Origin of the sequence: Xanthomonas citri pv. citri (assembly GCF_000961215.1) — a bacterium.
GTDB classification, from domain to species: Bacteria; Pseudomonadota; Gammaproteobacteria; order Xanthomonadales; family Xanthomonadaceae; genus Xanthomonas; species Xanthomonas cissicola.
Window position 1 is genome coordinate 410,190 of record NZ_CP008998.1, and the last position, 20,939, is coordinate 431,128.

A 20,939-nucleotide genomic window follows, 5' to 3' on the forward strand; every position below is an offset into this window, starting at 1 on the left:
AATCCTGGGCGTATCAGCCGTCGGTTCACTGCTCATGAGGGATAACTACTATTGGACCGCCTAAAAGCGGTGTCGCGCCAAAGTATCGACTAAGGCCAGAGGTCTGGAAAGGGGGAATTCCTATCCCATAACAATGACTTGTGGATGGCAACCGATGGTGTTGGCGTCGATGCTGCTTGCGTTATCCAGCGTTTGAGCAAGCACATGCGTACACCCGTGACGATGCAGGCGTAATGACGCCTCCGACTCCGAAGCTGCTGGATCAGGTCCGTGGTCGGCTGCGGCTTCGCCATTACAGTCTGCGGACTGAGCAGGCGTATGTAAGCTGGATCCGACGCTTCATTCTGGCAAGTGGCCAACGGCATCCAGGACAGATGGGACAAGTAGAGGGCGAGGCGTTTCTCACCAAATTGGCGGCGCGGGGCCAGGTGTCGGCCGGCACGCAGGAGGTCGCGCGCTTGCTGTCGATGCTGGAGGGGAATTGTCGGCTGGTGGCAGGGCTGCTGTATGGCAGCGGGATGCGGTTGCTGGAATGCCTGCGCTTGCGGAGCAAGGCGATGGACATAGTTCGCGGCGAAATTGCAGTGCGCGATGGCTGGGACGCGAGCATCTGCGGTATGTGGTCCGCTGGACGGGCTCAGCCGTCTTGATAGTGACGCGGAACATGCGGGGCGAGCGATGCAGTGATAGAACGCTTGCCACCACGTTATCGATATCGACATCGCGTGCTCTGAATAACCAGAGCACGCGATGACGACGGCCAATCGCCGCACTGGCTTGCAGCGACCCAGCGGCTGACTGCAAGCAAGCGGCGATAACTGCGTTGCATCAGCATGGCCCACCGATGCGTCGCATTGCGCTTACCACAAGAAGCCAGCTCACCACGCCGCGATCGCTGGCACTAACCGTCCAGCAGCGCCTTATCCCGGACCGCACCCTTGTCCGCACTGGTCGCCAGCAACGCATACGCCTTCAACGCGGTGGTGACCTTGCGTGGGCGCACCTCCACCGGCTTCCAGCCCTTGGCGTCCTGCTCGGCGCGACGAAGCGCGAGTTCCTCGTCCGAAATCAGCAGGTTGATCGAACGATTGGGAATGTCGATCAGGATCCTGTCGCCTTCGCGCACCAGGCCGATCGCGCCGCCTGCGGCGGCTTCCGGCGATGCGTGACCAATCGATAACCCCGAGGTGCCGCCGGAGAAGCGGCCGTCGGTGAGCAGGGCGCATTGTTTGCCCAGGCCCTTGGATTTGAGATAGCTGGTGGGGTAGAGCATTTCCTGCATGCCGGGGCCGCCCTTGGGGCCTTCGTAGCGGATGACCACCACATCACCTGCGACCACCTCATCGGCGAGGATGCCTTTCACAGCAGCATCCTGGCTCTCGAACACGCGGGCAGTGCCTTCGAACACGTGGATGGATTCGTCCACGCCTGCAGTCTTCACCACGCAGCCGTCGCGGGCGATATTGCCGTACAGCACGGCCAGGCCGCCTTCCTGCGAGAACGCATGTGCGACATCGCGGATGCAGCCGTCGCTGCGGTCGGTATCCAGGCTGTCCCAACGCGTTGCCTGGCTGAAGGCGATCTGCGTGGGAATGCCGGCCGGGCCGGCTTTGTAGAACGTGTGTACGTTTTCATCGTCGGTCTGGGTGACATCCCATTGCGCGATGGCATCGGCCAGCGTGCGTGCGTGCACGGTGGCGGCGTTGGTATGCAGCAGGCCGCCGCGTGCGAGTTCACCGAGAATGGCCATGATGCCGCCGGCGCGATGCACATCTTCGATGTGGTACTTGGGCGTATTCGGTGCGACCTTGCACAGTTGCGGCACGCGCTTGGACAAGCGGTCGATATCCTGCATGCCGAAGGCAACCTCGCCTTCCTGCGCGGCGGCGAGCAGGTGCAGGATGGTATTGGTCGAGCCACCCATGGCGATGTCCAGGGTCATCGCATTTTCGAAGGCTTCGAAGGTGGCGATGCCGCGCGGCAGGGCGGTGGGATCTTCGCCGCCGTACCAGCGGTGACACAGTTCCACCGCCACGCGTCCGGCGCGCAGAAACAGTTGCTCGCGGTCCGCGTGCGTGGCGACCACGGTGCCGTTGCCCGGCAGCGACAGGCCCAGCGCTTCGGTCAGGCAGTTCATCGAGTTGGCGGTGAACATGCCCGAGCACGAGCCGCAGGTGGGGCAGGCGCTGCGTTCGAACTCGGCCACTTTTTCGTCGGAGGCGCTGTCGTCGGCGGCAATCACCATCGCATCGATCAGGTCGAGCTTGTGCTCGGCCAGCTTGGTCTTGCCGGCTTCCATCGGGCCGCCGGAGACGAACACGGTGGGGATATTGAGCCGCAGCGCGGCCATCAACATGCCGGGGGTGATCTTGTCGCAGTTGGAGATGCACACCAGCGCGTCGGCGCAATGCGCGTTGACCATGTATTCGACCGAGTCGGCGATGATCTCGCGGCTGGGCAGCGAATACAGCATGCCGTCATGGCCCATCGCGATGCCGTCGTCCACGGCGATGGTGTCGAACTCTTTGGCCACGCCGCCGACGCGTTCGATCTCGCGCGCGACCAGCTGGCCAAGATCCTTCAGGTGTACATGCCCGGGCACGAACTGCGTGAACGAGTTGGCGATGGCGATGATGGGCTTGTGGAAGTCGCCATCGCGCATGCCGGTGGCACGCCACAGGGCGCGGGCGCCGGCCATGTTGCGGCCGTGGGTGGAGGTTTTGGAACGGTACTCGGGCATGGCGAATTCGACGGCTGATTGGCGAGCGGTGGCTGGCAATTAGAGCGCGTCGTGACTGTTGCTGCTGCAACCGTCACCGCACGCGCAGGGTCCGCACGTTAGCACGCACGCCGGCGTGCACTCGCAGTGCAGCGGCGGGCGTTGCCGGCATGCCGCGCAGTTGCCGCTCCGGCGCCATCGGCTCATGGGCCCGCACCTGCGCAGCGCCGTTGGCCTGTCATGTAATGCGATGTAAACGTATGCGCCCGGGCATGCAGTGGCAGGAGTGCGAACCGGCGCGCAGATCCGGGCGCTGGGGCGCGGCCACTATCGAGAGGGGTCGGTGCGGCCGAGGGGAGCTGCGCCGACGAGGATCTTTCCAACGGCACCGCAGGAGGCGCCCCTATGTCCGACCATCCATCTCCACGCCGTGCACCAGCGGCACCGCCCCACTCCACCACGCCACCGGTCGCCGGCGGCATCACCCGCCGTCGCGTCCTGCAAGGGGCGGCCGGCGCCGCGGTCGTGGCCACTGCCGGCTGGGCAGGCCGCGCAGCCGCGCAAAGCGCCAGCCTGCCGTTCGCTGGCCTCAACCTGTCCGGTTTGGCCTCCAATAGTTATGTGGAAAACGCCGAGATCGGCACGCATTACCGCGCCATCACTGCCCAGCATGTGGCCGCGGCAGGAAGCTGCCCGCTCTTCCGTCTGCCGACCACCGCCGCGCGCTTCACGCGTGGGCAGGGCGCGCCGTTGAACGAGAGCTACTGCAAGCAGGTGCAGGACGCGTTGGACAATATCGCAGCGCGCGGCAAGCGCGCCATCGTGGAGCTGCACGATTACATGCGGCTGCCGCAGCGGGTGGCGGCCAAGAGCGGATACCGGCGCGACGCCAGCGGTGCAGTCGTCGATGCGCGCGGCATTCGTGTGGGCGATCTGGCGGCGGCCGAGCTGTGGGCCGACACCTATCCGCTGCGCAACTTCAATTACGTGGGCTATCTGGACGGTCGCGACCAGCTGCTCAAGCTCTACGAATACCGGGTGATCGGAACGCCGGGGTGCACGCTCTACAACGACGCCGGCCTGCCGGATCTGTGGGCGCGTATCGTCAACCGGTTCAAGCAGCATCCGGCGGTGTTCGGCTGGGGCGTCATGAACGAGCCGTACCAGGGCGCCGAGCGCAATGCGGATGGCACGGTGCTGTCGATGGCCGCACATTGGCAGAAGACCGCCACCGCCTGCTCCAAGACCATCATCGACCGCGATCGAAACCATTTCGTTTTCGTGTGCGGCAACGGCTATGCCAGCGCCCGGCGCTGGCAGGACGATTCGATGGACCTGTTCGACATCCCGGACCCGTACGATCGCATCGTGTACGAGGCGCACAACTATCTCGACAACAACGGCAGCGGGGGCGGCAACTGGATTGGCCCCGGTGGGCGCAACGAGGTGATCCAGCCGGATACCGGCATCAACATGGTCAGCCCGTTTATCGAAGCGCTGCAGCAGGCCGGCAAGCGCGGTTATCTCGGCGAGCACGGCTATCCGGCCGGCAATCGCAGCGCGGAGATCGCCACCACGCGCATGCTGGCGCATCTGCAGGCCTACAACATTCCCAGCACGCAATGGTGCTTCGGCCCCGGGTGGCCGGACGACGACGTGCTTGGCATGAGCCGCGACGTGGGTGCGGACATCCAGGCCAAGGCCAATCTCGCCGCCGTACAGGCGTTCTTCGACGTGCGCCTGTCCAGCTACATTCCGCCCCGCTAGCCGGCAGCGCCGCCGCTGCCGGGAGGTGGCGGCGGCTTACACTGCGGCATGCACATGGACATCCCCTGCCGCGCTGGCTGCGCGGCCTGCTGTATCGCCCCATCCATCAGTTCGGCCATTCCCGGCATGCCGCATGGCAAGCCGGCGGGAGTGCCATGCGTGCAACTGGACGGGCAGGGCCGCTGCCGCCTGTTCGGCCTGCCGACGCGGCCAGCGGTCTGCACCAGCCTGCGTCCGTCCCCGGACATGTGCGGTGCTTCGCGCGCGCAGGCGCTGGCCACGTTGACGGCACTGGAGCACGCCACGCGGCCGTAGCCGCGCGCACCCCGGTACCGTCGCGCCCGCGCCAGACAGGTGCGCCGGTGCTGCGGCTCAGCTGGCGGGTGAGGCGCCCAGGTATTGGTCCTTGAGCCGCACGTAATGTTGCGCGGAGTAATGCAGGCTTTCGATTTCCTTGTCGCTGAGCGTGCGCGCCAAACGTGCAGGATTGCCCAGCCACAACTCGGCTTCGCCGACCACCTTGCCCGGGCCGACCACCGCACCGGCACCGACGAAGCCATAGCGCCTGACGGTGGCGCCATCGAGCACGCAGGCGCCCATGCCGATCAGGCACAGGTCTTCGATGGTGCAGGCATGCAGGATGGTGCCGTGGCCGACGGTGACGTCCTCGCCGATCACGGTGGGGTAGCCGGCCTTGTTGAACGGGCTGTGGTGGCTGACGTGAATGATGGTGCCGTCCTGCACGTTGGTGCGCGCGCCGATCTGCACATGATTGACGTCCCCGCGAATCACGGTGCCCGGCCAGATCGAGACGTCATCGCCCAGGCTCACCTTGCCGATGATGGTGCAGGCAGGATCGACGTAAACGCGGGCACCCAGCTGCGGGGTGTGGTCCAGGAAGGAGCGAATCGGTGTCACGGCATCTCCGTCAGGTCAGCGTGCCGCCCACTGCGGACACGCTGCGGATGATACCTGCGCTGCGGTTGCCGCTGCGGCAGCGGCAATGCGCTGAAGCAACGAACACCCGGATGCAATACGTGCGAGGTCGTTGGCAGACGTGGCCGGGTGGGGCAACGTCCAATGGATTGTGTCGTGCCGGCGGATATTCCAAAAGCCGCGGACAGCACGTCACGCGATGCATCCGAGGACATCGCAGCGCTGGCCAAGCGCGTTGGCGCATTTCCGATAAGCGCACAGCGCTGCGGTCATTCGTCTTGAACCGGGTGTGCAATCGGCTAGCGTGTGCAGTCGGTCGCGACCGACTGCGCATCGGTGATTGCACGCATCGCTGCCCCGCCGCGCAGCCGGCCTTGCACACTGCGCCGTTCAACGCGACTGCAGCGCCTTCGGGCCTATCCTTTCTCGCACTACAGGGCATGCCAATGCGTCAGCACACTGCATCGTTTGGGCACTTCGTGCTGGAGCGCATGACACCGTTTCAGTGGAGGGCCGTGGCGGTGTGCGTGTTGCTGACGATGCTCGACGGCTTCGATGTGATGGCGATGGCGTTCACCGCACCGCACGTGTCGGCGGATTGGCAGCTGTCGGGCAAGCTGCTGGGCATGCTGTTCAGCGCGGGCCTGATCGGCATGGCGCTTGGCGCACTGGGGTTGGCGCCGTTGGCAGACCGCATCGGCCGTCGCGCGCTGACGCTGGCATGTCTGGCGATCCTGACCATCGGCATGGGCATGTCCGCACTGGCCAGCACTGCATGGCAGCTCGGGGCGCTGCGGCTCCTGACCGGTCTGGGGATCGGCGGTATGTTGGCCTGCGTTGCGGTCACGGCAGGGGAGTTTTCCAGCCCCCGTTGGCGCAACACTGCCATCGTGCTGCAGGTGACCGGCTACCCGGTCGGTGCCACGCTGGGTGGCATGATTGCCGAACTGTTGATGCAGCAATGGTCGTGGCCCGCGGTGTTCGTCCTCGGGGCGGTGGCATCGTTGCTGTGTGTGCCGTTGGTGCTTGCATTCCTGCCCGAGTCGCTGGAGTTCCTGATCATGCGCCGGCCACCTGATGCCCTCGCGCGCTTCAACGCCGTGCTGGCCCGGATGGGGCTGCCGCCGCACGACGCATTGCCGCCGCTACCGCCGCAGTCTGCCACGCAGCCACAAGGCTATTCGGCCCTGTTTGACGTTGCCATGCGGCGGCACACGCTGCTGATCGCGCTTGGCTTTTTCTCGCTGATGTTTGCGTTTTACTTCGTGATCAGCTGGACACCGAAGCTGCTGGTGACCGCTGGCTCGTCGGCCACGGAGGGCGTCACGGGCGGGGTGCTGTTGAATCTTGGAGGCATCTGCGGCGGCTTGCTGTTCAGTGGGTTGGCATCGTGCGTGCGGCTGTCGCGCCTGACGGTCGGATCCCTGTTGCTGATGGGCTTGGCGATGCTGGCCTCCGGCCTGTGCAGTACGCAGTTGAGCTGGGCGCTCGCCGTCGCCTTGCTCACCGGGGCAGCGATGTTCGCTGCGGTGGGCGGCATGTACGCCATTGTGCCGATCGTCTTCAACGCTGCGGTGCGCTCGACTGCGCTGGGCTGGGCGATCGGGGTGGGGCGCTTCGGTGCGATTTTGTCGCCCTTCTGTGCCGGGGCGTTGCTGGACGCCGGATGGTCGCCGGCCATGTTGTATCTGGCCTGCAGCGTGCCGTTGCTGTTCGCCGTCGTCGCCGTGCTGGGGATGCGGCTGCCCAACCGCTGAGCGGCCCGCCCACAGCCGCGTCCGGCGTCACCTCCAGGCCTTCCGTCGATCCGGTCGCGCGCCAAAGAAATCGTGCTGTGTGCCGATAACACCGCAGACCGCCAAGTCGTGGCGGCCTTTCCCTGGACATTGTGCAGACCAGCGCCGGCATGCTCAGAACCATCGACTCAGATCAACTCCGCCCCGGCATGTATGTCTACAAGCTGCTGGGCGCGTGGGTGCACCATCCGTTCTGGAAGACATCGTTTCTGGTCGATTCCGACGATGTGGAGAAGATCCATGACAGCCGCATCGAGCAGCTGGTAATCGACACCGCGCGCGGGCTCGATGTGGAGGCGCCCATCACCTCTGGCGCGTCCGCCGAACCGGGCGTGCCGCCGAGCCCGGCGCCTGCCCCGGCGCCGGCAGCGCCCGAACCGCCGGAGCCTGCTGCCACGTCCCGTAGCGTGCGCACCAACAGCGTGACCGCCCAGGTCGGCATCGAAGCGGAGGTGGTGCGCGCGCGGCGCATCTTCGAAGACGGCCGCGACATGGTCGAGGCGATGTTCCGCGATGTGCGGCTGGGGCGCACCGTCGACACAGAAGCGGCCATGCCGCTGGTGGAAGCCATCAACGACTCGGTGCTCCGGCATCCGCAGGCCTTGATCAGCGTGGCGCGGCTCAAGACCGCCGACGACTACACCTATCTGCATTCGATGGCCGTGGCCGGGCTGATGAGCGGTTTGGCGCGCCAGCTCGGCCTGCCCGAATCGCAGGTGGTGGAAGCGGCGATGGGCGGCCTGCTGCACGACATGGGCAAGGCGGTGACACCGTTGGAAATTCTCAACAAGCCCGGCCGGCTCACCAACGAAGAGATGGAGGTCATGCGCAAGCATCCGCTGGACGGGCATCGGCTGCTGGTGGCCGGCGGCGTGCAGAACGCGGTGGTGCTGGAAATCGCGTTGCATCACCACGAAAAGATGGATGGCAGCGGCTACCCGAATCAATTGGTGGGCGAGAATATTTCGTTGATGTCGCGGATGGGCGCGGTCTGCGATGTCTACGATGCCATCAGCTCGGACCGGCCTTACAAACGCGGTTGGGATCCGGCCGAATCGCTCAAGCAAATGGCGTCCTGGAAGGGCCATTTCGATCCTGTGGTGTTCCAGGCCTTCGTGCGCCGGCTGGGGATTTATCCGGTCGGCTCGCTGGTGCGGCTGGAGTCGCAAAAACTTGCGGTGGTCATCGAACAGACGCCCGATGCGCTGCTCAAGCCCAAGGTGCGCGTGTTCTATTCGGCCAAGCTGCGCAGCCACGTGTTGGTGCAGGACATCGACCTGTCGCGTCCGGACTGCCATGACCGCATTGCGCAGATGGAAAGTCCTGCCGAATGGGGCTTCCGCGATCTGGAAAAGCTCTGGCTGCCCTGAGCGGGCTGCACAGGCGTTGAGCCGATGGCCTTCGCTGCAATGCGCGCGGTGCGTCATGCGCGCCGATCACCGTGACACCACCTGCACAGGTAGCGCCCAGCCCATGCGATGCGCTTGCGGTCCTGGCCGCGCCCGCGGCCGCCAAGCCCGCGGGCGCTCCTGCTAGCGAACGCGACCATGCTGCGCTGCAGCTTGGCAAGGTAGTTATGATCAATAACTATTCTGGAACGCAATCACTTGCCGACCGGAATCATGTCTCAGCCTTGCCCGGATCACCGCCGCCCCCCATCAGCCGCAGCGCTGGCCCGCCGTTGCAAGCTGGGTGCGTGGCACGGTGGTGTGGCTGACACACCCACCGCCCGTGCACCAGCAGAGGGCCTGTCCACATCGGCGGGCCCGGTGGCGTCTACAATGCGATGCACGCCGTGGATCGGCGTTGCGGATGCGGCGCTTTGCGCGTACCGGTCCGCCCGCTGCCTTCGTCGCGAGAACCGCCATGCCCGTCACCGCCCTTGCTACGCCCTTGCCCGATGCCGTCACCACGGTGGATCAGGCGCGGCTGCTGCGGTTGCTGGGGTATCGCATCACCCGCACCGAATTGATGGTGCGGCGGATGTTCCAGGAGTGCGTGGCCGCGTTCGACCTCAAGCCGGTCGACTTCTCGCTGCTGATGCTGGTGGATGGCAACCCGGGCATCAACCAGCGCCAGATCGGCGATGTGCTGCACGTGTCGCCGCCGAATCTGGCGATCGTGGTGGCCAGGCTGGTCAAGCGTCGCTTGCTGCGGCAGGTGCGTGGTCGGCAGGACCGGCGCATGCAGCACCTTTCGCTCACCGCGGCCGGTGCCGCGCTCCTGGCCGCCGCCGAGGCCGAAGTACTGCGCATGGAACAGCAACTCAGTGCCGTACTCGGTTCCAGCGAAGCCCCGTTGTTGCGCGCCCTGGACCGTCTGGACCGTCTGGACACGCCGTAACCCGCCTCCGTCGGCGGCCCGCCGCCCGGCAGCGATTCTCAACGAACGTTTCCACTGCACGTGCTGTGCGTAGCGCGGGGCGCGCGCTTGCCTGACGTTTGTGATGTGGCACGCACCGCTGTTCCTTTCCAACGCTGGAGATCCCTGCAGTGATTCGATCATCGGTGATGCGTGGCGCGGGTGTGGCAGCAGGCTGGCGGCTGCGCGCGTTGCTCTGCCTGGCGGCAGGCCTGGCAGCGGGCGCGGCGCCTGCGCAAAGTGCGCCACAGAGCGCGGCGCTGACCAATGGCATCAACACCGGGGGCACCAGTTTCCTGGATGGCTTCACCAGCACCACGCCCGGCTTGGCGGTCGTCACCTATCTGCGGCACAACGCGCTGGATGCCATCAAGGACGCACGTGGCAACGATATCCCGGTGTTCGACAATCCGCGGATCGATTCCACCGTGTTGCTGACCCAGTTCGCTTACGTCACGCCCTATCAGGTATTCGGCGGCTCGCTCGGCATCACTGCGCTGGTGCCGCTGGTCAATCTGGATGCCTCTTTCGGCCGCAACAGCATTGCCACGCTGCGCGACAATGGCGCCGGCGTGGGTGATGTGACGTTCGGACCGTATCTGCAAATGCCACCTTTGATACGAAACGGGCGACCGGTGTTCTCGCAGCGGTTCGAATTCGACGCCGTGGCACCGATTGGCAAGTACGACGGCAATCGCGATCTCAACCAGAGCTCCGGTTATTGGTCGCTCATTCCAAGCTACGCATTCACGGTACTGCCCACGCCCAATTGGGAAGTCAGCGCACGCATCAACTACATCTACAACTTTCGCAGCGAGCGCCGTCCGAATTTGCCGCCAGGCTTCGACTTCCGCAATGGTCAGGCAGGCGATGCGGGATGGATCAATTTCGCCACCTCCTGGGAAGTGGCACCGAAGCTGCGGCTGGGCATCAATGCCTATTACCTGACCCAGTTCCGCGACAACCGCACCAACGACCAGCGCGTGCCGGACAGCCGTCAGCGCGCGTTCTATGCAGGGCCGGGTGGCGTGTGGCGCTTTGATGCGAAAAACATCCTGTTCGCCAACGTCTATCTACCGGTGGAGGTCAGGAATGCCGCGTCCGGCAACAACGTCAATTTCGAGTATGTCCATGTGTTCTAGCGCCGGCACGGCTGGCTCCTTTGGAGGATGGCGATGAATTTGCAGAACAAGACGATCGTGGTGACCGGCGTGGCGTCGGGCATTGGCGCGGAGGTCGCACGGCTGGCACGGTTTCATGGCGCCAAGGTGATCGGGGTCGATCGCACGCCCGTGCAGATGACCCTGCACGGCTTTCATCAGGCCGATCTTGGCGACCCGGCGTCCATCGATGCCCTGGTGAAGGCGTTGCCGAACCAGATCGATGCGTTGGCGAATATTGCCGGCGTGCCCGGCACCGCGCCGCTGGATGTGGTGGCGCGAGTGAACTATCTGGGCTTGCGCCATCTGACCCAGGGGCTGCTGCCGCGCATCGTGTCGGGCGGTTCCATCATCAATGTGGCCTCGATCCTGGGCGCCGAATGGCCGCAGCGTCTGGACCTGCACAAGCAGCTGGCGGCAACCGACAGCTTCGAAAGCGGCAGCGCGTGGCTGGCGGCGCATCCGGTGGCGCACGACACCTGCTACCAATACTTCAAAGAGGCCTTGATCGTGTGGACCTTGCTGCAATCGCGGCCCTGGTTCGCCGACCACGGCGTGCGCGTGAACAACGTATCTCCGGGCCCGGTGTTTACCCCAATCCTGGGCGATTTTGCTGCCATGCTCGGCGAGGAACGCGTCAAGGCAGACGCCAAGCGCATGACCCGCCCGGCGTATGCCGATGAAGTGGCCGAGGGCATCGTGTTTCTCGCATCCGACGCAGCTCGCTGGATCAACGGCATCACCCTGCCGATCGATGGCGGGCTGGCTTCCACAACGCTGTAATCCCCACACGTTTTTAGCAGGAGGCTAGACCATGAATGCTCTTACCAGCGCAACAGCCGCTGCGACCGACACGCCCGCGTGGCATGGCTGCATCTTCAATGGCGACTGGGTTCCCGGTCGTGGTGGCAGCCTGCCCATCCACGAGCCGGCAACCGGCGCCTTGCTGCATGAAGTCGGCAAGGCCGACCTGTCCGATCTCGCCGCTGCCATCGCACAGGCCAAGCAGGCACAGCGTGCCTGGTCCGCAACGCCGCCGCGCGAGCGCGCGGCCGTCTTTCATCGTGCTGCGCAGGCGATGCAGGCGCGCAGTGCCGAAGCCGCGTTGCTGATTGCGCGCGAAACCGGCGGCATCCTGCCCAAGGCGCAGCGCGAGGTGGACGAATCGGTGGTGTTCTACCAGCAGGCTGCCGCAATGCCGTTGCAGGCCAGCGGCCAGATGTTGCCGACATCAGCTGGTCAACTCAGCCTTGCGCGCCGCCTGCCGTTGGGCGTGATTGGGGTGATTTCGCCGTTCAATTTTCCCTTGATTCTGTCGCTGCGCTCGGTGGCGCCGGCGCTGGCGATGGGCAATGCGGTGATCCTCAAGCCGGACCCGCGTACTCCCTACACCGGTGGCGTGATCATCGCGCAGGTGCTGGAACAAGCCGGTCTGCCGAAAGGTCTGCTGCACGTGTTGCACGGCGATGCGCAGCTTGGCCAGGCGCTGGTGGAATCGCCGGATGTCCCGATGATTGCGTTCACCGGCTCCACGGCCGCCGGCCGCTGCATCGGCGAAATCGCCGGACGCCATCTGAAGAAAGTCTCGCTGGAACTGGGTGGCAACAACGCGGTGATCGTGCTTGACGACGCGGATCTGGATAAGGCTGCCTCGGCTGTCGCGTTCGGTGCCTACATGCACCAGGGCCAGATCTGCATGGCGACCGGGCGTGTCCTGGTGCACCGCAGTGTGGCGCAGGCACTGACCCAGCAACTGGCCGAAAAAGCGCGCCATTTGCCGGTGGGCGACCCGGTCAGCGGCACCGTGGCACTGGGTCCGATCATCGATCAACGCCAGCTGCAGCGCGTCGTCGACATCGTCAACGATAGCGTCGCAGCCGGCGCGGTCGTGGAGGCCGGCGCCACCCATGAAGGCCTGTTCTATGCGCCAACCGTGTTGTCCAACGTCCGCCCTGGCATGCGCGCGTTCGACGAAGAAGTGTTCGGCCCGGTGATCAACATCACCGTGTTCGACACCGATGATGAAGCTGCCGAGTTGGCCAACCAGGGCGAGTACGGGCTGGCGGCAGGCATTCTGTCGGCATCGGTCTCGCGGGCGCTGGCCCTGGGCGAGAAGTTGCACACCGGCCTGCTGCATATCAACGACCAGACGGTGGCCGACGAGGTCGTCAATCCATTCGGCGGCACCGGTGCGTCGGGCAACGGCACCAGCGTCGGCGGCCCCGCCGATTGGGAGCAGTACACGCATTGGCAATGGCTGACGATCAAGAACGAAGTGCCGCAGTATCCGTTCTGATCGCAATGGCTTGGTGATGGAGTGGCTGGCTCTGCCTCTCCATCGTTGCAGGATGACGGTATGTGCTGAGCCTATTCGCCTTCGTCGTCTGTGTAGGCCTGGCATCGTTTTTCTAGATGCAGGCGGAAGCTTGGTGAGTCGAGCGCGTGGTGCCCTCACCGCTCGCGGGACACGCCGTGAATCCATCCATGGAGGCTCGATGGCGGCATTCATGCCGCCAAGGAGCTTATAGGGACGCATTTGCAGCGTGTCCTGCGATGGCGGGCGCGCAAGGGCCCTGCAGCACGTCTGCAGATCGTCCCCTACCACGCGCACAGCGATTGAGTGAAGTCGTCCTGTTGGTCGCTTCTATTCACCGACTCGAAAGCGCGTCGGCGAGCAACCGGCGTGCCGTGCGAAGTAGCGACTGAAATAGGCAGCGTCGAAAAATCCAAGGCTGGCGGCAATCTGTTGCACGCTCAGGCTGGTGTAACGCAGTGTGCGGCGTGCTTCCAGCATGATCCTGCGCTGCAGCAGCTGCAATGCGGAGGCGCCAGCCAGGCGCTGGCACAACGCGTTGAGATGACCGGGCGTCACCCCAAGTTGATCGGCATAGCGGGAAATCGGCCAGTGGGCGCGATAGTGCTGGTCGATCAAGTCTTGATAAGCGCGCAGATGGCGTAGCGCCGGGTCCGCGTGCGGGCTGATTGCTGCGGCATGCCGGGCGCGCTCCAGTGCCGTACGCGCCATCCAGATGACCAGCTGCGCCGCTGCGGCCTGCGCTGCGACGTCATAGCCGATCGACCGGCGTGCGTGGTCCTGCGCAATGCTGCCAAACAACACATCCAGCCATTTGCGCGCATGCTGGGCGTGCACAACTGCTGGCGCGGTCATGACCTGTTGCAGTAACGGCGCAGCGTTCAGCGCCGTCCTGACCAGCGGCATGCACAGGGTGATGACGTGGCCACGCACTGCCGGGTCGAAGGCAAAGCCATGCACGCAGAGCGGCGGAAGCCACACCACGCTGGCGCGGCGCAGGCGTTGCGTGCGCCCATCCAGCTGCAGCGTGGCCGGCCCGCGTTGCACATAGACCAGCTGCGCTAAATCCTCGTGTCGATGCGGGACGATCTGCCAGTCGTGCAGCCGGCTGCGTGCGGCGATCGACTCCCAATGCAGCAATTCAGCAGCGTCGGCGTGTTGCTCGCCATACAAGCCGAATGCAGGGACTGCGGCAGTGTCGGGAACGGATGTGGCCATCGTCGAAAAGTCCAAGGACTGCACGGAATCATCCCTTCAATGCGGCGCTTTGGCTACCGACACTGCAGGCATCGCCATCCAGGCCAGGAGCAGGGCATGCGAACGCAGGTTGCGATCATCGGCGCCGGACCATCGGGTTTGTTGCTGGGCGAACTGTTGCGGCTCGCCGGCATCGACTGCGTCATCATCGAGCGGCAGACGCCCCAGCATGTGCTGGCGCGCATCCGCGCCGGGGTATTGGAGCAGGGCAGTGTGGAACTGCTGCAGCGGGCCGGCGTCGGCGAGCGGTTGCAGCGCGAGGGCTTGTTGCATCACGGCTTCGAATTGTGCCTCGACGGTCAGCGCGAGCGCATCGATCTGCTGCGCGGCTGCGGACGTGGCGTTACGGTCTACGGGCAGACCGAGGTCACCGCCGATCTGATGCACGCGCGCCAACGCAGCGGGGCGCCCACGCATTACAACGCGCAGGATGTGACCCTGTGCGATGTGGAAGGCGCGACGCCCGCCGTGGAGTTCACACAGGACGGCCAGCGCAAACGCCTCCACTGCGACTACATCGTCGGCTGCGATGGTTATCACGGCATCAGCCGTGCCAGCATCCCCGCCGAGCGGCTGCGTCTGTTCGAGCGCGTGTACCCATTCGGTTGGCTCGGTGTGCTGGCCGATACGCCACCCGTGCACGAGGAACTGATCTACGCACGCCACCCGCGTGGGTTTGCACTATGTTCGATGCGCTCGCCCACCCGTACGCGCTATTACATCCAGGTGCCAGCCAGCGCACAGGTGGAGGCCTGGAGCGATCAGGCGTTCTGGGACGAGTTGCGTGCGCGGCTCCCGCCTGCGTTGGCGGCGCAACTGGTCACCGGTGCATCGATCGAAAAGAGCATCGCACCGCTGCGCAGTTTCGTTGCCGAGCCGATGCAGTATGGTCGGCTGTTCCTGGCCGGCGATGCTGCGCATATCGTGCCGCCCACCGGCGCCAAGGGGCTGAATCTGGCGCTTGGCGATGTCGGCTTGTTGGCGCAGCTGTTCGAGCGTTGGAAGGCCAGCGGCGATGCTGGTGCGCTGGAGCAGTATTCGACATTGGCCTTGCAGCGGGTGTGGAAGGCCGAACGTTTCTCGTGGTGGATGACCACGCTGTTGCACCGTTTCGACGACGAAGACGCATTCACCGCGCGGCTACACGGAGCGGAGCTGGACTATCTGCTCGGTAGCGAGGCGGGCCGCGCGACGCTGGCGGAAAATTATGCAGGTCTCCCCTTGGCTGCGCTGTCTGATTGATGGGGCATTGGTGATTGCGTAATACCAGCGCCACGTAGCGAGTCCCCATCACTGCGCTCGACTCTATACGGATTCAACGTCGCCTCAGCTCGATAAAAGCGATGCGTGCGCACAACAGCGCGTCCTCACAGACCACCTGAGTGATGCGCGTCAGCCGCACATGCGTCGCTTCCACTGCAGTCATCGCCCGCTCGACCGCAACATCCGGTCCGTCCCGCGCACAGTGCGGCAGTACGCTGGCGGCCCCCACTGGGGTGATGTTTTTCTCACCAACTGTTGCACAAGTATCCAGGTGCATTTCCAGGCGGCTAGCGGGCCGGTGAACGGCACCGGTAGGGTGGCGATGACGCGTTAATGCGGCTGTGCGCACGCGCGCGTCTTCCCCCGCTCAACGGACACGTTGCCGGCATCCCCGCTGAGCGCAATGCCACTCTCCACCCAGGAGTACTCCATGAAGAAGTTGCTCTCCCGTACCTTGTTGCTGGTCATGCTGGTCGCGCCAATGGCTGCGTTCGCACAGACTGCGGTGACGGCCAATCCCAATCATCAGAAGATGCTGCTCGGCAGCACCTGGTATGAAACTGCAAACAAGCGGTTGGTCTACGATTTCTGGCGCACCGTGTTCGAAGCTGGTCAGGTGCAGTACGCGCCGATGTACATGGACAAGAACTACATCCAGCACAATCCGAACGTGGCCAATGGGCGCGATGCGTTTATCGCCTTCCTGACCGCATTCGTGAAGCCGACGCCGGTGCAGCCGCGGGTGCAACTGCCACTGGTCGCCATCACGGCCGATGGCGATCTGGTCACCCTGGTGTCGGTGCGCACCTTGCCCAACCCCAATAAGCCCGGCACCACCTACACCACTACCTGGTTCGACATGTTCCGGATCGAAAAGGGCCTGATCAAGGAACATTGGGACCCGGACACCATCGCCGGCCGTGCCAGCACCGGCGGCCAGTAACAGCTGCTGCACACCAGGCTGCGTTGGGTAGCCCTGCAGTTTTCTATCGTATGGTCAATCAATATAAGCGCCTACCTCACGGTGGGCGCTGTCGTATCGGGGCATCAGTGTCAGCTGATGCGGAACCCCATCGTCGCTTCCACTGCTTGCTGCCAGCCGGCGTACAAGGCTTGGCGCTTGTCGTCGGCCATGGCCGGTTCGAAGCGGCGATCCACTGCCCATTGCTTGGCGATTTCTTCGCGGCTGCTCCAGAACCCGGTTGCCAGCCCGGCCAGGTACGCCGCGCCCAGTGCAGTGGTTTCGGCCACCTCCGGGCGGAGTACCGGCACATTGAGGATGTCGCTCTGGAACTGCGCCATGAAGTCGTTGGCGATGGCGCCGCCGTCGGCACGCAGCTCTTTCAGTTCGATGCCGGAATCGCTCTGCATTGCGGTAAGAACATCGCGGGTCTGGTAGGCCATCGATTCGACTGCCGCACGCACGAAGTGTTCCTTGGTGGTGCCACGCGTCAACCCGAACACGGCGCCGCGAATGTCGCTGCGCCAGTACGGCGCGCCCAGGCCAACGAAGGCCGGCACGATGTACACGCCATCGTTGTCGCCGGCACGCTCGGCGTAGGCCTGCGAGTCGCTGGCCTTGCCCAGCATGCGCAAGCCGTCGCGCAGCCACTGCACCACCGAGCCGGCAACGAAGATCGCGCCTTCCAATGCGTATTCGACCTTGCCGTCGATGCCCCAGGCAATCGTGGTCAACAAGCCAGCCTTGGATGCCACCGCCTTGTCGCCGGTGTTCATCAGCATGAAACAGCCGGTGCCGTAGGTGTTTTTCGCCATGCCCGGCTCGAAACAGGCCTGGCCGAACAACGCGGCCTGCTGGTCGCCGGCGATGCCAGCGATGGGTACCTGTTCGCCGTAAAAATACTGGGTCTGGGTCATGCCATACACCTCGCTGGACGAACGCACTTCCGGCAGCATCTGCGCGGGGACGTCCAACATCGCCAGCAGTTCAGCATCCCACTGAAGCGTGTGGATGTTGAACATCATGGTGCGCGAGGCATTGGTGTAGTCGGTGACGTGCACCTTGCCGCCGGTGAGATTCCAGATCAGCCAGCTGTCGATGGTGCCGAACGCCAGTTCGCCTTTCTGCGCGCGTTCGCGCGCGCCTTCGACATGGTCGAGAATCCACTTGACCTTGGTGCCGGAAAAGTACGCATCGATCAGCAAACCGGTCTTGTCGCGCACCATCTGCTCATGCCCGGCTTCCTTGAGCTGGGCGCAGATGTCCTTGGTCTGCCGCGATTGCCACACGATGGCGTTGTAGATCGGCTGGCCGGTGGCCTTGTCCCACACCACTGCGGTCTCGCGCTGGTTGGTGATACCGATCCCGGCGATCGCGCGCGCATCGATCTGCGCGTTGTTGAGCAGCTCGGTGATGGTGGTATAGACGCTGGTCATGATCTCGCGCGGGTTGTGTTCCACCCAGCCAGGCTGCGGGAAGATCTGGCCGAATTCGCGCTGCGCCACGCCGGCCACCTTGCCCTGGCGGTCGAACAACATCGCGCGTGAGCTGGTGGTGCCTTGATCGATCGCAAGGACGTACTGCTTTTCCATCGAAGATTCCTCGAACAATGCCGGCGGTGGCGCACGGCGAGAAAGGTCGGTTCAGGCGGGTGACGACGCGTGGCCAATAGGGGCTGGCCACAGGTGACCTCACCCACTTTCGGAGTGATTGTTGGCTTGGCGCAGCACCATCACAGCGGATCGAGCGGCTTGGGCCCGCCCTGCAGATGGCGCACCCGCGCCGGCAGGAACGGCAGGATCAGCCACTGGTAAGCCAGCGCGCCGATCGGACCACCGATCAACGGGCCAACGATCGGGATCCACCAATAATTGTCCTTGGCCGGCAAGGCGGCCTCGCCCCAGCCGGCGAAGTACGCGAACAGGCGCGGGCCGAAATCGCGTGCCGGGTTCATCGCCCAGGCTTCCAGATAGCCCATCGACGCGCCCAGCGTGGCGACCAACAAGCCGATCATCAACGCGCCGGAGTTGGCAGTCGGTGCGGCCTCGTTGAACTGCTCGGTGATGGCGAAGATGCCGAAGATCAGGAACGCCGTGATGATGATCTGATCGACCAGCGCATGCATCGGCGTCACCGCCAGCCCCGGTGCGGTGAAGAACACGCCCGCCGCGCCACCAGCCTCACGCGTGAGTTGATGCAGCTGGTTGAAGTGATCGATTACCGGCCCATACAGCTGATAGACGATGGCTGCGCCCAGGAACGCGCCGATGACCTGGGCAACCCAGTAGGGGAGCACCTTCTTCCAGGAAAAGCCGCGGAACAGCGCCAGCGCCAGCGTGACCGCCGGATTGGCGTGGGTACCGGACACCGAGCCCGTGACGTAGATCGCCAGCGTCACCGCCAAGCCCCAGGCGATACACACGCCCCAATAGGCGTTCTGATAGGGGCTGGGGTCGTACAGGATGTACATCGCCGCCACCGAATCGCCGAGCGCGATGATGATGAACATCGCGACCGCTTCGGAGATCAACTCACCCACGAGTTGCCGGCTCATGCGTGCATGCCCGCAAGGTCAATGATGCGGATAACAGCGTGCAGCGCGCTTGCTCGCGCGCAGCGGTGGTTGGTGATGCTCATCTGGGGTGCCCTCCACGTGACTCAGGTGATGCTGGCTGAAGCGCCGGAATACGCTGCCGGGCGACCCGTCCTCGCCGGCAACGCGGTGTGTTCAAGCAGAAACGACGTCGCGTTGCCGGATCGACTGCGTCTGCAGATAGTCTTCCAGGCGCTGCCGCCCGGCCGCATCGATCCGCAGGCCGAGCTTGCTGCGCCGCCACAGGATATCGTCGGCCGCCACCGCCCATTCGTGTTGGCGCAGGTAATCCACCTCGGCCTGATACAGGTCCGCGCCGAAGTGCGTGCCCAGATCGGTCAGGCTCTGCGCATCGCCAAGCAGGTGTTCGGCGCAGGTGCCGTAGTTGCGCACCAGCCGCTGCGCGGTCGCTGCCGGTAGCCAGGGGCGCGCGCGGCCGACGCGTTCCAGCAGGCTGGCGATATCGCGCTGCTCGCCGCCTGGTAATGCCTCGCCACGCGCGGTCCACGCAGGCTTGCGTGTGCCCAGCGCGTGGGTAAGCCGGTCCACTGCCTCTTCGGCGAGCTTGCGATAGGTGGTCAGCTTGCCGCCGAACACGTTGAGCAACGGCGCGCCCTCGGTGACCACTTCCAGCTGGTAATCGCGGGTCACTTCGGCTGCGTTGTCTTCGGCATCGTCCAGCAACGGCCGCACGCCGCTGTAATTCCACACCACATCGGCGGGGGAGATCTGCTGCTGGAAATACAGGTTCACCGCATCGCACAGGTATTGCACTTCGGCCGCATCGATCTTCGGCGCGGCGGGGTCGGCTTCGTAGTCCACGTCGGTGGTGCCGATCAAGGTGAAGTCGTGCTCGTAGGGGATGGCGAACACGATGCGCCGGTCCGGTTGCTGGAAGATGTACGCATGGTCGTGATCGAACAGCTTGGGCACCACGATGTGGCTGCCCTTGACCAGCCGCAATGCATGTTCGTGCGGCACCGAGGCCACGGTGTCCAGGAACGACACCGCCCACGGGCCGGCGGCATTGGCGAGCGCACGCGCCTGCACGGTGCGGCGGCGGCCCTGGCGGTCTTCGAGCTCGGCATACCAGAAGCCCGCATCGCGCCAGGCACCGACACAGCGCGTGCGGGTGTGGATCTTGGCACCGCGCCTGGCGGCGTCCATCGCGTTGAGCACCACCAGTCGCGCGTCCTGCACCCACGCATCCGAATACACGAAGCCGGTGCGCAGCGACTCCTGCAGCGGCGCACCGACCGGGTGCGTCCGCAGCGACAGCCGGCGCGAGCGCGGCAGGCTGCGCTTGCTGCCGCCCAGATGGTCGTACAGGAACAGCCCGGCGCGGATCATCCATGCCGGGCGCAGGTGCGGTTGGTGGGGCAGCAGGAAGCGCAACGGCCAGATGATGTGCGGGGCCAGCCGCAGCAACACTTCGCGCTCGGCCAGTGCTTTGCCGACCAAGGCGAATTCGTACTGCTCCAGGTAGCGCAGGCCGCCGTGAATGAGTTTGGTGCTGGCGCTGCTGGTGTGCGCAGCCAGGTCGTCCTGCTCGCACAGGCACACCGACAGACCGCGCCCGGCCGCATCACGGGCAATGCCCACCCCGTTGATGCCGCCGCCGATTACCAGAAGATCGTACATCTCGCCCATCGGTGCCTCCGTCAGGGTGCGCCGATGAGCGAACCCAAGTTGTCATGTTCGAACATATTCGAACATCGAACCTTGCGGAGACGTGAAGATGTCCGTGGCCTGTGCCAACAGCGTTCGCCACGCAGATCGGCTATGGGAAAACAGGTTTATATGTAGCGGACC

At 64.7% G+C, this 20,939-nt stretch carries 16 protein-coding genes and 2 pseudogenes; 11 read left to right on the top strand and 7 right to left on the bottom strand.

What is annotated here, in order from left to right; genetic code table 11:
* Window positions 1–233 precede the first annotated feature (233 nt).
* Window positions 234–596: pseudogene (locus AMD14_RS02285) on the top strand (phage integrase N-terminal SAM-like domain-containing protein); the annotation flags it as partial.
* Between the two features lie 305 nt (window positions 597–901).
* Here AMD14_RS02285 and ilvD read toward each other — a convergent pair.
* On the bottom strand, window positions 902–2,740 hold the full coding sequence (gene ilvD / locus AMD14_RS02290; protein WP_011050257.1) for a dihydroxy-acid dehydratase: 1,839 nt from the start codon (window positions 2,738–2,740) through the stop codon (window positions 902–904).
* Window positions 2,741–3,124: 384 nt separating this feature from the next.
* Here ilvD and AMD14_RS02295 point away from each other — a divergent pair, with 384 nt between their 5' ends.
* Window positions 3,125–4,486: a glycoside hydrolase family 5 protein gene (locus AMD14_RS02295; protein ID WP_011050258.1), complete on the top strand. Its 1,362-nt coding sequence runs from the start codon at window positions 3,125–3,127 to the stop codon at window positions 4,484–4,486.
* A gap of 117 nt (window positions 4,487–4,603) precedes the next feature.
* Window positions 4,604–4,801 (top strand): proteinase inhibitor, encoded by a 198-nt coding sequence (locus AMD14_RS02305; RefSeq protein ID WP_230598902.1) that lies wholly within the window; start codon window positions 4,604–4,606, stop codon window positions 4,799–4,801.
* 57 nt (window positions 4,802–4,858) lie between these two features.
* Here AMD14_RS02305 and AMD14_RS02310 read toward each other — a convergent pair whose 3' ends face one another.
* Both AMD14_RS02310 and AMD14_RS24950 read right to left on the bottom strand, forming a co-directional pair.
* A complete protein-coding gene (locus tag AMD14_RS02310; protein WP_011050260.1) occupies window positions 4,859–5,404 on the bottom strand; it encodes a gamma carbonic anhydrase family protein in 546 nt (181 codons plus the stop codon).
* Window positions 5,401–5,627, bottom strand: a pseudogene (locus tag AMD14_RS24950) (hypothetical protein). Before AMD14_RS24950 ends, AMD14_RS02310 begins: the two are co-directional and overlap by 4 nt.
* A 241-nt stretch (window positions 5,628–5,868) precedes the next feature.
* Here AMD14_RS24950 and AMD14_RS02320 point away from each other — a divergent pair.
* The 6 genes from AMD14_RS02320 (at window position 5,869) to AMD14_RS02345 (ending at window position 13,035) form a co-directional block, all read left to right on the top strand.
* Entirely contained in the window at window positions 5,869–7,179 is a 1,311-nt protein-coding gene (locus tag AMD14_RS02320; RefSeq protein WP_011050261.1) for an MFS transporter, read from the top strand.
* Between the two features lie 149 nt (window positions 7,180–7,328).
* Window positions 7,329–8,588 (top strand): HD-GYP domain-containing protein, encoded by a 1,260-nt coding sequence (locus AMD14_RS02325; protein ID WP_003485645.1) that lies wholly within the window; start codon window positions 7,329–7,331, stop codon window positions 8,586–8,588.
* A gap of 442 nt (window positions 8,589–9,030) precedes the next feature.
* The gene (locus AMD14_RS02330; RefSeq protein WP_015462784.1) at window positions 9,031–9,561 is read left to right on the top strand and encodes a MarR family winged helix-turn-helix transcriptional regulator; all 531 of its coding nucleotides are present in this window, start codon (window positions 9,031–9,033) and stop codon (window positions 9,559–9,561) included.
* Between the two features lie 167 nt (window positions 9,562–9,728).
* The gene (locus AMD14_RS02335; protein ID WP_003485648.1) at window positions 9,729–10,721 is read left to right on the top strand and encodes a SphA family protein; all 993 of its coding nucleotides are present in this window, start codon (window positions 9,729–9,731) and stop codon (window positions 10,719–10,721) included.
* Between the two features lie 33 nt (window positions 10,722–10,754).
* On the top strand, window positions 10,755–11,522 hold the full coding sequence (locus AMD14_RS02340; protein WP_011050262.1) for a coniferyl-alcohol dehydrogenase: 768 nt from the start codon (window positions 10,755–10,757) through the stop codon (window positions 11,520–11,522).
* Between the two features lie 31 nt (window positions 11,523–11,553).
* Entirely contained in the window at window positions 11,554–13,035 is a 1,482-nt protein-coding gene (locus AMD14_RS02345; RefSeq protein ID WP_011050263.1) for a benzaldehyde dehydrogenase, read from the top strand.
* A 348-nt stretch (window positions 13,036–13,383) separates the two neighbouring features.
* On the opposite strand, the gene AMD14_RS02350 is transcribed toward AMD14_RS02345, so the two are convergent.
* A complete protein-coding gene (locus AMD14_RS02350; protein WP_003485653.1) occupies window positions 13,384–14,271 on the bottom strand; it encodes a helix-turn-helix domain-containing protein in 888 nt (295 codons plus the stop codon).
* Window positions 14,272–14,367: 96 nt separating this feature from the next.
* Between AMD14_RS02350 and pobA the strand changes: the two genes are divergently transcribed.
* Window positions 14,368–15,552 carry a 4-hydroxybenzoate 3-monooxygenase gene (pobA, locus tag AMD14_RS02355; RefSeq protein WP_003485655.1) on the top strand — a complete coding sequence of 395 codons (1,185 nt, stop codon included), beginning with the start codon at window positions 14,368–14,370 and terminating at the stop codon, window positions 15,550–15,552.
* A 451-nt stretch (window positions 15,553–16,003) separates the two neighbouring features.
* Entirely contained in the window at window positions 16,004–16,516 is a 513-nt protein-coding gene (locus AMD14_RS02360; protein WP_005912773.1) for a nuclear transport factor 2 family protein, read from the top strand.
* Window positions 16,517–16,626: 110 nt separating this feature from the next.
* Here the strand turns inward: AMD14_RS02360 and glpK are convergent, their stop codons facing one another.
* The 3 genes from glpK to glpD form a co-directional block, all read right to left on the bottom strand.
* Window positions 16,627–18,126 (bottom strand): glycerol kinase GlpK, encoded by a 1,500-nt coding sequence (gene glpK, locus AMD14_RS02365; protein ID WP_003485659.1) that lies wholly within the window; start codon window positions 18,124–18,126, stop codon window positions 16,627–16,629.
* A 140-nt stretch (window positions 18,127–18,266) separates the two neighbouring features.
* On the bottom strand, window positions 18,267–19,088 hold the full coding sequence (locus AMD14_RS02370) for an MIP/aquaporin family protein (protein WP_007968441.1): 822 nt from the start codon (window positions 19,086–19,088) through the stop codon (window positions 18,267–18,269).
* A 174-nt stretch (window positions 19,089–19,262) separates the two neighbouring features.
* A complete protein-coding gene (glpD, locus tag AMD14_RS02375) occupies window positions 19,263–20,777 on the bottom strand; it encodes a glycerol-3-phosphate dehydrogenase (protein ID WP_015462785.1) in 1,515 nt (504 codons plus the stop codon).
* Window positions 20,778–20,939: the final 162 nt, after the last annotated feature.